Genomic DNA, 11,702 nt, shown 5'->3' with positions numbered 1-11,702 from the left:
ACTTATCGTTAGTCGCTGCCAGCAGGGTGTTGAGCAGCACGTTTGCCCCACGCTCAGCCCACTGTGGGGTGATATTTTCCGCCTCGTTATGGCTGATCCCCTTTTCGCAGGGGATAAAGATCATCGCCGTGGGTGCCACGCGGTTAACGTAGCAGGCGTCGTGACCGGCACCGGAGACCATCCGGCGCTGGGAGTAGCCCAGCTCGCGGGTCGCCTGCTCGATACGCGCGATGCAGCCCTTATCAAAGTCCACCGGCGCGTAGTCAAAGATGCGCTCCCAGTCGACGTCAATGCTACGGGCCGACAGCCCGTCCAGCGCCTCAGCCAGCGCCGCCTCCATCGCTACCAGCGCAGCGGTCTCTGGATGGCGGAACTCAACGGTGCAGAAGACCGCTGACGGTACGACGTTGCGAGAGTTAGGCGTCACCTGCACGCTGCCCACGGTGGCGCGCCCGTCCGGCGCAAAGCGGCGGCCAATGCCCTCTACCGCCAGGGTCAGCTCGGCAAAGGCGCACAGCGCGTCGCGGCGCAGATCCATCGGCGTAGTGCCCGCGTGGGCAGCAAAGCCGGTCAGGTTGATCTCATACCAGCGCTGGCCCATGGCAGCATGAACCACGCCGATATCCGTCTCCTCAGCCTCAAGCAGCGGCCCCTGCTCAATATGCAGCTCGTAGCAGGCGTGCAGCGGGATAGCCGCCGCCGGATGCTCGCCCTGATAGCCGATAGCCGCCAGCGCCTGGCCGACGCTAATGCCGTCGCGATCCTCCCGCGCCAGGGCATAGGCTTCGCTGAACACCCCGGTCCAAACGCCGGAGGCCAGCATCGCCGGAGCAAAACGCGCCCCCTCTTCGTTGGTCCAGTTCACCAGAATGAGGTCGCGCTCGGTGGTGATGCCGCGATCGTTAAGGGTACGCAGCGCCTCCAGCCCGGCGAGCACGCCATAGATGCCGTCGTAGTTGCCGCCCAGCGGCTGGGAGTCACCGTGCGAGCCGGTGAGCACCGGGGCGAGATCGGGGTTGCTGCCCGCCCGGCGAATAAACATATTCCCCAGTCGGTCAATGTCACAGCGAAAGCCCGCTTCACGCGCCCAGGCCGCGAGCAGGTCGCGTCCGCGGCGATCCTCATCGCTCAGCGCCAGACGGGTCACCCCGCCTCCCGCCGTTGCGCCAAGCGTGGCAAACTCGTTAAGGGTCTGCCACAGGCGCGCACTATCCACCTGTAGAGGAGAGGCCATCACGCCTCCTTGTCTTTGACGCGATAGCGGAAATCGCAGCACGGTGCACCGGACATAATGGTCTGGGTGCGGGTCAGCTCAACGTCCGGCGCATAGCCGACGATGAACTTGTCATCCCTCGCGCAGGAGAGCAGATGGCCGATCTCGCCGAGGCCCATCTCGTGGTACATCTCGGCGTAGCGGCAGCGCGTCACGTCATAGTCATAGCGCTGGCCGTCGTCTTCGATCACCCGCACGTCGAGGGCGTTATCCTTCTCCCAGAGATACTGCAGATCGACAAAGCTGCGCAGATCCGCTTTTTTCGGTTCCGCGGCGGCAAAGTTCTGCCCGGCCTGAATGGCCGCCTGCTCAATGGCTTCGCCAATCACCGCCTGGGCGCGGGCTTTACCCACCTCGCGCACCAGGATGTCATAGATAGGTTTAATTATTTCAGCTTCAATTTTACGGCGGGCGAGAATGCCCAGCTCTTGTTTTTGCTCACAGCTCATCATTGCCTCACAGCTTATTTCGCGCTTCCGCCCAGCACGGTCTGGGGTTCCCACTTACCGTTCACCACTTTGTAGACGGTAAAGGATGGATTCTTCAGGTTGCCCTGCTCGTCAAAGGCAATATTGCCGGTCACGCCCGCGTAGCTGATGGCGCGCAGCGCAGGCAGATAGTTACTGGCGTCAACGGAGTCGGCTTTCTGCATCGCAGCGATCAGCACCCGGGTGGCGTCATAGGCAAACGGCGCGTGGAGCTCGATATGGGTATGGTATTTAGACTGGTAGGCCTGTTCGAACGCTTTCCCGCCCTGCATCTGGTCCACCGGCAGACCCGGCTCCAGCGCCACCACGCCCTCGCCCTCTTTCTGCGCCAGGCTCAGGAAGGTTTGGCTCACGAAGCCGCCCGCGCCCATCAGCGTGGCCTTCATGCCCAGCTGCTTGAGACGACGCGCCAGCGGAGCCGCCTGGCTATCCACGCCGCCGAAGAAGACCAGGTCAGCATTTTTGCTGCGGATGGCGGTCAGCACGGCGTTGAAATCCACGGTCTTCTCATCAACGTACTGACGGTCAACCGGCTTGATGCCCTGCGCTTCCAGCGACTTGATAAACTCGTCGGCCAGCCCCTGACCAAAGGCGGTACGGTCATCGATCACCGCGATGCGCTTCGCCTTCAGCGCCTGCACGGCATATTTTGCCGCATAGTCGCCACCGTCATCGTCATGGCCCATCACGCGGAAGCTGGTGTCAAAGCCCTGCTGGGTATAGGCGTGACCGGTGGCAACCGGAGCAACCTGGGCGATGCCCGCATCGTGATAGATACGCGCCGCCGGAATGCTGGTCCCGGTGTTCCAGTGACCGACCACCCCTGCCACTTCGCTGTCGACCAGGCGCTGAGCCACCGCAACGGCGGTACGTGGATCGGACTGGTCATCCTCGGATTGCAGCTTAAAGGTCACCGCTTTGCCGCCAATCTTCGGGTGGGTTTTATTCACGTCGTCGATGGCGAGCTGCGCGCCGTTCTCCAGATCCTTACCGATACGCGCCGACGGGCCGGTCAGCGGGCCAGCCAGACCGATAATCACCGTGTCATCGGCCTTGGCCGGGTTTACCGCTGCTCCGCCGAGGGCGGCGAGCGCGATCGTGGCGCTCAGCACTTTATATTGCATGGTTTTCATTATTGTTTCCCTGATGTTGGTGGTGTTTTAAACGGCAACTTCGCCTAAATAAATTTCCTGAATTCGGTTGTCGGCCAGCAGCGCGGCAGAGTCGCCGTGATGGGCGATAGATCCGCTGTCCATCACCCACGCGCGATGGGTGACCTCCAGCGCCAGCCGGGCGTTCTGCTCGATCAGCAGCAGCGTGACGCCCGCATCGCGCAGGGCGGCAATCTCTTTAAAAATGGTTTCAACCATGATCGGGGCCAGCCCCATCGAGGGCTCGTCGAGGATCAGCAGGCGCGGCTGGCTGAGCAGCGCCCGGCCCAGGGCCAGCAACTGCTGTTCGCCGCCGGAGAGCAGCCCGGCCAGCTGATCTTTGCGTTCACCGAGGCGCGGAAAACGTTCATATAGCTGAGCCATCTCCTGCTTTACCGCCTGGCGTCCCTTACGCCGCCAGGCCCCCATCAGCAGGTTCTCCTCTACCGTCATACGGGTGAAGATGCCCCGCCCCTCGGGCACAAGGACAATACCGTCCCGGAGTAGATCCTGCGGGGCGCGGCGGTGAATCGATTTGCCGCGCCAGAGGATCTCTCCGCCGTAGGGTTGCAGCCCGGCGATGGCCCGCACGGTGGAGCTCTTGCCCGCGCCGTTGGCTCCCAGCAGCGTGCCCTGCTCACCTTCGTTAAGGCTGAATTCGATGCCGCGTACCGCCTTGATCCCGCCGTAGTGCACGGTGAGGTTGCGCACCTGCAAAATAGGTTCAGACATGGGCGTTTCCTCCCAGATAGGCGCGGATCACGTCCGGATGACGGCGTACCGTCTCCGGTTCCCCTTCGGCAATTACCTTGCCGTAGTCCAGCACGCTGATGCGGTCGCAGAGGCTCATAATCAGCTTTACGTCATGCTCAATAATCAAAATGGTTTTGCCATCGTCACGAATACGGCGCAGCAGCTCGCCGAGGGCGACTTTCTCCGCCGCGTTCATGCCTGCCGCAGGCTCGTCGAGGGCCAGCAGCTTAGGATCGGTTGCCAGGGCGCGAGCAATCTCAAGACGGCGCTGGTGGCCGTAGGCGAGATCGCTGGCGCGGTAGTGGGCAAACTGGGCGATGCCGGTGTACTCCAGCCAGTACCAGGCCTGGCGCTCGGTCTCGGCCTCCTCCTCTCTCGCTCGCTTATGGCGGGTAATGGCGGCCCACAAACCGTTGCGGGTGCGGACGTGACGACCAATCATCACGTTCTCCAGCACGCTCATGTCGTTAAACAGGCGCAGGTTCTGGAAGGTGCGGGCGATGCCTGCCTGGGTCACTTTCTCAATCGCCTTTGGCGAGTAAGGTTTGTCGGCCAGGCTAAACTCGCCGCTGTCGGCGGTGTAGAGGCCGGTGATCAGGTTGAAGCAGGTCGTTTTGCCTGCGCCGTTAGGGCCAATAAGGCCGTAGATCTCCCCCGCCTTGACCGACAGGCTGACGTCGTTCACCGCCACCAGGCCGCCGAAGCGTTTATTAAGATGACGGATCGTTAACAGGCTCATGCTTTTGCCCCCGCGTGTTTAGCGGGCCAGACGCCGCCCGGACGGAAAATCATCACCAGCACCAGCGCCAGGCCGTAGAAGAGCTGGCGCAGGATCTCCGGATCCACCAGCACGGTGCCGAACAGCGCCTCCTGCACCGGCACGGCCTGGCTGCGCAGCAGCTCCGGCAGGGCCGAGAGCATTACCGCCCCGAGGATCACCCCCGGCACGTGGCCGATACCGCCCAGCACCACCATTGCCAGCACCACGATGGACTCCTGCAACGTAAAGGATTCCGGGGAGACGAAGCCCTGGAACGAGGCAAACATCACCCCGGCGACGCCGCCAAAGGAAGCCCCCATCGCGAAGGCCAGCAGCTTAAAGTTACGCACGTTGATGCCCATCGCCCGTGCCACGTCTTCATCCTCGCGGATAGCGTGCCAGGCCCGGCCTACCCTGGAGCGTTGCAGGCGAATACAGATAAAGACGATCGCTACAATCAGCGCGGCAAAGAGGTAGTACCAGAGATAGAGCGCGGGAATTTTCACCCCCAGCAGGTGATAGACGCCGCGGAACTCCAGGCCAAACAGGCTCAGGGAGTCGATGCCCGAGATCCCCTTCGCGCCGTTGGTGATGTTGACCGGACGGTCGAGGTTACGCATCAGAATGCGGATAATCTCCCCGAAGCCGAGAGTCACAATCGCCAGATAGTCCCCGCGCAGGCGGAGGGTTGGCGCGCCCAGCAGGATGCCGCAGATCCCGGCGATTAGGGCCGCCAGCGGGATCAGCACCCCGTAGGAGACGTGTAGCCCGTCGCTGAAGTAGCCCTGCAATACCGGGAAGGCGTCGAGCAGGTGCGGGGAGGCCAGCAGCGCCGCAAGGTAGGCCCCTACGGCATAAAAGGCGATAAAGCCCATATCCAGCAGGCCGGTAAAGCCGACCACAATGTTAAGGCCCAGAGCGAGCATGATATAGAGCAGGGTAAAGTCGATCACCCGCACCCAGTAGTTACCGCCAGCGGCAGAGGCTAGCCACGGAGCGAGCAGCAGCCCGGCCACCAGCAGAATGATGCCGAGGTTAAGACGCGGTGCGCTGCGTTCGGAGGTTAAAATAGTCATAGGATCCTCAGGCACGCTGTGCAACACGCTCGCCCAGCAGGCCAGCAGGACGGAAAACCAAGACCAGGATCAGCACGATAAACGCCAGAATATCCTGATAGTTACTGCTGAACGCGCCACCGGTGAGATCGCCCAGGTAGCCAGCGCCCAGCGCCTCAATAAGCCCGAGCAGGATGCCGCCCAGCATGGCACCGCGAATGTTGCCGATACCCCCCAGCACCGCGGCGGTAAAAGCTTTGATACCCGGCAGGAAACCCATCGAGAAGCTGGCGCTGCCGTAGTTGCTGGCCATCATTACCCCCGCCAGAGCGGCAAACGCGCCGCCGATAGCGAAGGTCAGAGTAATAATGCGGTTAGGTGAGACGCCCATCAGGCTGGCAACCTGCGGGTTTTCCGCCACGGCGCGCATCCCACGCCCCAGACGGCTGTACTCCACCAGCAGCCACAGGCCAAGCATCACCAGGAAGGTGACGGCCAGGGTCACTATACCGGTCACAGTGATAATCGCGGGTGGATGTTCGGCGCTGCCCGCGGTGATCTCGATAGGATCCATGGGCAGGATCTGGGAGAACATCAGCGGGTTACGGCTCCAGATAAGCATGGCTACGGTTTGCAGCAGCACCGAGATGCCGATCCCGCTGATCAGTGGGGCCAGCCGGGGGGCGTTGCGCAGGCGGCGATAGGCAAAACGCTCTACCGCCATCGCCAGCAGCGCGCAGACGACCATCGCCGCCATCAGGGCAAGGGTCAGCTGCACCAGCATATTCATGCCGGGGAACCACTGGGAGAGAAGATTGATCCCTGAAAGGGTGGTCAGCGCGCCGACCATTAAGATGTCGCCGTGGGCAAAGTTGATGATGCGCAGAATGCCATACACCATGGTATAGCCAAGGGCAATCAGGCCGTAGATGCTGCCCAGCATCATGCCATTGATCAATTGCTGAATAAGTGTGTCCACAATACATGCCTGCTGAGAATTTTTTCAGCGTAAGCATCCAACAATTGAATTTTATTTTGAAATACGGATATATTCTTTCTTATTATAAAAGCGTATTTTACTAACCTACTGATATTAAATTATAAAATAAAAACGATTTTCGGGATTCAGGCAGGGTTTGCTTCAACATATGAAAAAAACAGAAGAGTTAGGCGAAAGCGGGCTGCCAGACGATCCGCCCCTGCGCGCGGTGCGAGTCTTTGAGGCTATCGCCCGGCTGGGCAGCGTCTCCGCCGCTGCCGAGGAGCTGAACGTCTCTCCCTCGGCGGTCAGCCACCAGTTAAAGGTACTGGAGAGCTTCCTACAGCTTCCGCTGACCCATCGTCAGGGACGCCATCTGGTACTTAGCAGCGAGGGACGCGAGTATTACCGCTCGATACGCGCCGCCTTTAGCGTGCTGCGCCAGGCCACCGGCCAGCTGTTTGAGCAGGGCCGCTCACGGCAGGTGACGATCAGTCTGATCCCGCTCTTCGGGATGGGCTGGTTTATTCCCCGCCTGCCGCGCTTTCTGCAGGCTCACGCCCAGATGGAGATCAACGTGGTTTACGCCAACCATCGTAACTATCTGAGCGACGCCTCGGATATGTCGATCCGCTTTGGTAACGGACAGTGGGTGGGCTATCGCAGCGAGAAGCTGATCTCCGGGCGTATGATCCCGGTATGCAGCCGGGAGTTTATCCGCCTGCATGGCTACATTGAGACTCCCACGCAGCTGGCGCAGATGCCCCTCCTGCATGATGAAGAGCGCGCCACCTGGACGCAGTGGTTTAGCGAGCAGCAGGTGAAGCGGGTGCGTCGGGACGGAGCGATGTTTGAGGATGGGCTCCTGACCCTGGCTGCCGTGCAGGCCGGGCTGGGCTGCGCCCTGATGCGCGAACCGATGATCCTGCCCTATCTGCAAACTGGCGAGCTGGTGAAGATCTTCGACCTGCCCATCGACGACGGACGAGACTACTACCTCTGCGTGCGCCAGGACGTGGAGATGACCCACGAGGGCAAGCTGCTCCAGCAGTGGCTGCGTGAGGAAGCCGGGAGATAGTCTAAACTTAAGTCATACTTCTCACTAAGGAGAGCGCTATGGCTTCAGGTTGGGCAAACGACGGTGCGGTTCAGGACCAGATCGACAGCACCATTGATGATGCAGTAGCCCGCGCGCGCCGCGAACTGCCGAAGGGTGAGAGCCTGCACGAGTGTGATGAGTGTGGGACAACGATTCCCGAAGCGCGCCGCAAGGCGATCCCGGGCGTACGGCTGTGCGTAGAGTGCCAGCAGAAGAAAGATTTGAAAAACGCCTCGTTTTCAGGATATAACCGTAGGGGTTCGAAAGACAGCCAGCTTCGTTGACCACCGAATGGGGTTAGCCCAGGGCAAGCGGTTGCTATCTGCATCATAAAAAACGGTGCTTGGCGTGGCATTTTGTGCCGCTAACACGGCGGCACCACCACAGCACGCTTTCACTTGAATAATTCTTGTTAAAAATCATTCGTTTTCAATATATTAACGATCGTTCAAAATTTTAGATGAAGGTCGTCAATTCTATTCGATTTAATCTCTCGCGAAAAACTGTGATACTTATCACATCGACGGAACATCGTCCCCCATACAGAATAAACTGCGAGAATCGAACCATGAAAACCATTAAATATGCTGTTGCTGCTCTTGCACTGACTACCCTCTCCTTCGGCGCATTCGCTGCCCAGCCGGTTACCGCTGAGCAGGCGCAGAGCATGCACAAAATGGGCGTTGTGACCGCGCAGGGCGCGACTACGCTGGATGGCCTGGAAGCCCAGCTGGCTGAGAAAGCCGCTGCCGCAGGCGCAAAAGGCTATAGCATCACCTCTGCTAACGCCTACAACAAAATGAGCGGTACTGCGGTTATCTATCAGTAATCGCCTTACCGTATCTACCCCGCTGGCTCATCACTGGCGGGTTGTATTACCCCTCATTATTACTGCATTAACCCTGTTTGTTGTTACCCTTGTTGCCCGTCCGGTTTGGACGGGCTTTTTTTTGCTCGCGGTTTATCAAAAAGAGCTCGCCACCCGGGCCAGACCCTCTTCCAGGGTTTCCACTTGCCCCGTTGCCACAAAACAGCAGGCGATCTGACGCTTCAGCGATTCCGGCACCGGCTCGCTACCGACCAGGCAACGCTCCGTCCAGCGGGCGGTGACCTCCGGATCTTTGCTGGCGGGCAACACAGCCTGCGCTGCAGTTTCGTCCTGCCGTTCGCTTAAGACGCGCGTGCCCTGGGCATCAATCAGCGTGAGCTGCGGGCAGCGCTGGGGATTGGCATATACCTCCCCTTCCGTACCGTGCATCAGCAGCCCGCGCCCGCCGATATCGCCGAAGAACTTCGCGACCCGCGTAACGTATTCGGGATGGGAGACGCTGGAGAGACGCAGCGCGGCATCTTCCCCAAAGGGCGTTGCCAGCTTAGCCAGGGTGTGGGCGCTGTTACGCACCCCCATGCGCCAGCGCATATCCAGCTGTTTCTCCAGCGGCGGACAGAGCGCGCTCACGGGCACATACACCGGGTTACGCCCCTCCAGCTTCGCCTGCGCCTGACCGGCGGTCAGGGTCGGCTCAATGCCCAGCAGGGTAAAAATGGTTTCCGAGATCACACGATCACGATCTTCGCTCACGCCGTGCACCAGCACCGGAAAACCCAGCCGCTGAAGCAGCATCGCCAGCAGCGGGGTCAGGTTCGCCTGCCTGCGCGCCCCGTTATAGGTGGGAATGACGATGGGCATCGGCTTCGCCACCGGCGGCGTCAGGCGCATGGTCTGGGCCTGCATCGCCTCGTAGAAGCCCAGCATCTCCGCCTCGCCCTCGCCTTTAATACGCAGGGCGATCAGGATCCCGCCCATCTCCAGATCCGCTACCTCGCCGTTCAGCATGTGGGTGTATAACGCGCGTGCGGTATCAAAATCCAGATCGCGGGCGTGATTTTTACCGCGCCCAACCTCTTTGATGATTTGGCGGAAATCCATAGCTAACTCCTTGCGTCACAGGTGATGGTCAGCGTCGCCGACGACGATTCTGTTTTGGTTTACTTTTTACTATAACGTCAGGCACGTCCGGTTGGGAAATAGGAAAAACAGGCAGGGCGTCGAGCAGCCGTTTTCCATAGCTTTTCGAGAGCAGCCGTCGGTCGTAGATCACCACTTCACCCCGGCAGCTGTGGCTACGGATCAGCCGTCCCACCTGCTGGATAAGGTTAAAGGAGGCGCTCGGCAGGCTCTGCACCTCAAACGGGTAGCGGTTGAGGCTCTTCAGCCACTCGCCTTCGGTGATCACCACCGGGCTGTCGATGGGGGGGAAGGCGATCTTGTGGATGTGCACCTGGGTCAGGTAGTCCCCTTTGAGATCCAGCCCCTCGGCAAACGACTGGAGCCCCACTAGCACGCTGCGTCCGCCCTCGTCGATGCGCTTGCGGTGCAGCTCCACCAGACGGTAACGCGGCTGATCCCCCTGCACCAGCAGCATCAGGCGCAGATCGGTCACAAAGGTCAGAAAGAGCTGCATCGCGCGGTTGCTGGCAAACAGCACCAGCATGCCGGGATGCTCTTTTTTCTCGACCTGCTCGCGGAAGTAGGCCGCCATCTCGGCGATGTGCTTCTCTTCGTGCTCCATTAGCGGCTCGTAGCGCATCTGCGGGATCACAAGCCTGCCCTGCTCAATGTGATTGAAGGGCGAGTCGAGGGACACGAAGCGATCCCCGGCTTTCTCTTTCAGGCCGCTCATCTCCTGTAAACGGGAGAAGCTATTCAGAGAGCGTAAGGTGGCCGAGGTGACGACGATATGCGGCACGCTGCGCCACAGCAGCTTCTCCAGCTGGTCGCTGACGCGAATGCCAACGCAGTGGAAGAAGAGGTGCATCTGACCCTCAACCAGCTCGCGGGTGGCCCACTTAGTCACCGGTGCGCCCGACGCCTGAGCCATCGAGGCCAGCCGCCACAGCTTGCTCTGGCTCTCGAACATGCCCAGGGCGCGGTTCATCTGCAAGATGACCCGGTGCAGGCGGACAATATCGTGCTGGCCGGTCTTTTCACTGAGATCGTTTAGGAACAGCTCAGCCAGCCCGCGCAGCATCTCGGTCAGCTTCGCCAGCCGCAGGCAGATCTCCATGACCTCGTCAGGCAGCTCGCCCATGGCAAAGCGGTGCTCGGCCTCCGTACCGGCGGGCATATAGAGCCCGAGAATGGCATTCAGCGAGGCGATAAGCTCATACAGCTCCTCGCAGTGGGCGTTGAGCCGCTCCGGCAGCGCCAGCGGTGGCGTGGTCTTCGGACGAAACTGCTCCATGCAGGTCGCCACCAGCTTGGTAAAGAGATCGAGCTGGAGTCGATACCAGGGGGCGGTGATCTCGGCGCTCATCTCCAGCGCATCGCGGGCGACGTCCGGCAGATGGTGGCCCTCATCCAGCACCAGCAGCAGGTTCTTTGGCTCCGGCAGCACCGCCTCTGACTCCATTGCCGCCATGACTAAGGCGTGGTTAGCCACCACCACCTCGACCTCCTGCACCTCCCGGCGGGCGACAAAAAATGGGCACTCGCGGTAGTAGTGGCAGTTACGGTTCAGGCAGCTGGCCTTGTCGGTGCTGAGTCGCCGCCACAGGTTATCTTCGATGTTCTGATCGGTATGATCGCGCAGGCCGTCCCAGCGGTAACTGTCGAGATCGGCCTTGAGTTTGGCGCAGCGCTGCTGCTCCTCTTTGCTGTTCGGCGTCAGCTCGTCGTCGAGAAAGGCCAGCAGATCCTGCTGGGTGGCCTCGCTGCTGGCAAGGGCCGTCAGGTTGCGCGGACAGACGTAGCGCCCGCGGCCAAAGGCGGCGGTAAAGCGCAGATCGGGGATGATCTTCTTCAGCAGGGGCAGATCTTTGCTGAAGATCTGATCCTGCAACGCCACGTTGGCGGTGCTGATCACCAGCGTCTTCTGCTCTTCGCGCGCGATGGCGATGCCGGGAATAAGATAGGAGAGGGTCTTACCGACGCCGGTGGGCGCCTCAATGGCCAGATGCCGCCCCTCTTCCCCAGCCAGGGTTTTGGCGACGTCAGCGATCATCTGCCGCTGCGGTGCACGCGGAATAAAGTCGGGGATCTGTTGCTGTAGCGCCTTATACCAGGCGGCAATCTGCGCTTTCAGCGCGGCGGAAAGAGCCATCGGGAGACCTGAAATACTGTATAAACAGCCACTATTGTCTC

General features: G+C 60.6%; 12 protein-coding genes. 3 read left to right on the top strand and 9 right to left on the bottom strand.

Annotation, left to right across the window (positions count from 1 at the left end; all coding sequences use genetic code 11):
• The 7 genes from FN633_RS07805 to FN633_RS07775 all read right to left on the bottom strand — a co-directional run.
• Nucleotides 1-1,234 (bottom strand): Zn-dependent hydrolase (locus tag FN633_RS07805; protein ID WP_154058858.1); only part of this gene is annotated, 1,234 nt, incomplete at its 3' end.
• Entirely contained in the window at nt 1,234-1,722 is a 489-nt protein-coding gene (locus tag FN633_RS07800) for an L-2-amino-thiazoline-4-carboxylic acid hydrolase (protein ID WP_042392287.1), read from the bottom strand. The genes FN633_RS07805 and FN633_RS07800, both read right to left, overlap by 1 nt.
• 14 nt (nt 1,723-1,736) lie before the next feature.
• The gene (locus FN633_RS07795) at nt 1,737-2,894 is read right to left on the bottom strand and encodes a branched-chain amino acid ABC transporter substrate-binding protein (RefSeq protein ID WP_154057327.1); all 1,158 of its coding nucleotides are present in this window, start codon (nt 2,892-2,894) and stop codon (nt 1,737-1,739) included.
• Between the two features lie 27 nt (nt 2,895-2,921).
• A complete protein-coding gene (locus FN633_RS07790) occupies nt 2,922-3,644 on the bottom strand; it encodes an ABC transporter ATP-binding protein (RefSeq protein ID WP_154057326.1) in 723 nt (240 codons plus the stop codon).
• Nucleotides 3,637-4,404: an ABC transporter ATP-binding protein gene (locus tag FN633_RS07785; RefSeq protein WP_154057325.1), complete on the bottom strand. Its 768-nt coding sequence runs from the start codon at nt 4,402-4,404 to the stop codon at nt 3,637-3,639. The genes FN633_RS07790 and FN633_RS07785 overlap by 8 nt, the downstream gene beginning before the upstream one ends.
• Nucleotides 4,401-5,501 carry an ABC transporter permease subunit gene (locus FN633_RS07780; RefSeq protein ID WP_154057324.1) on the bottom strand — a complete coding sequence of 367 codons (1,101 nt, stop codon included), beginning with the start codon at nt 5,499-5,501 and terminating at the stop codon, nt 4,401-4,403. The genes FN633_RS07785 and FN633_RS07780 overlap by 4 nt, the downstream gene beginning before the upstream one ends.
• Nucleotides 5,502-5,508: 7 nt before the next feature.
• Nucleotides 5,509-6,459, bottom strand: coding sequence for a branched-chain amino acid ABC transporter permease (locus FN633_RS07775; protein WP_154057323.1), 951 nt, complete (start codon nt 6,457-6,459; stop codon nt 5,509-5,511).
• Between the two features lie 169 nt (nt 6,460-6,628).
• Here FN633_RS07775 and FN633_RS07770 point away from each other — a divergent pair, with 169 nt between their 5' ends.
• The 3 genes from FN633_RS07770 (at nt 6,629) to ybiJ (ending at nt 8,387) form a co-directional block, all read left to right on the top strand.
• Nucleotides 6,629-7,537: a LysR substrate-binding domain-containing protein gene (locus FN633_RS07770; protein WP_154057322.1), complete on the top strand. Its 909-nt coding sequence runs from the start codon at nt 6,629-6,631 to the stop codon at nt 7,535-7,537.
• Between the two features lie 38 nt (nt 7,538-7,575).
• A complete protein-coding gene (locus FN633_RS07765; RefSeq protein WP_154057321.1) occupies nt 7,576-7,842 on the top strand; it encodes a DksA/TraR family C4-type zinc finger protein in 267 nt (88 codons plus the stop codon).
• Nucleotides 7,843-8,126: 284 nt separating this feature from the next.
• Nucleotides 8,127-8,387: a DUF1471 family protein YbiJ gene (gene ybiJ / locus FN633_RS07760; protein WP_042392277.1), complete on the top strand. Its 261-nt coding sequence runs from the start codon at nt 8,127-8,129 to the stop codon at nt 8,385-8,387.
• A gap of 135 nt (nt 8,388-8,522) precedes the next feature.
• Here the strand turns inward: ybiJ and ybiB are convergent, their stop codons facing one another.
• Together ybiB and dinG are read right to left on the bottom strand one after the other, a co-directional pair.
• The gene (gene ybiB, locus FN633_RS07755) at nt 8,523-9,488 is read right to left on the bottom strand and encodes a DNA-binding protein YbiB (protein ID WP_154057320.1); all 966 of its coding nucleotides are present in this window, start codon (nt 9,486-9,488) and stop codon (nt 8,523-8,525) included.
• Between the two features lie 28 nt (nt 9,489-9,516).
• Complete coding sequence (dinG, locus tag FN633_RS07750) at nt 9,517-11,661, bottom strand: ATP-dependent DNA helicase DinG (RefSeq protein ID WP_154057319.1); 2,145 nt, start codon at nt 11,659-11,661, stop codon at nt 9,517-9,519.
• Nucleotides 11,662-11,702: the final 41 nt, after the last annotated feature.

Origin of the sequence: Pseudescherichia vulneris (assembly GCF_902164725.1) — a bacterium.
Lineage (GTDB): Bacteria > Pseudomonadota > Gammaproteobacteria > Enterobacterales > Enterobacteriaceae > Pseudescherichia > Pseudescherichia vulneris.
This window is presented reverse-complemented; position numbering and strand designations above follow the sequence as displayed.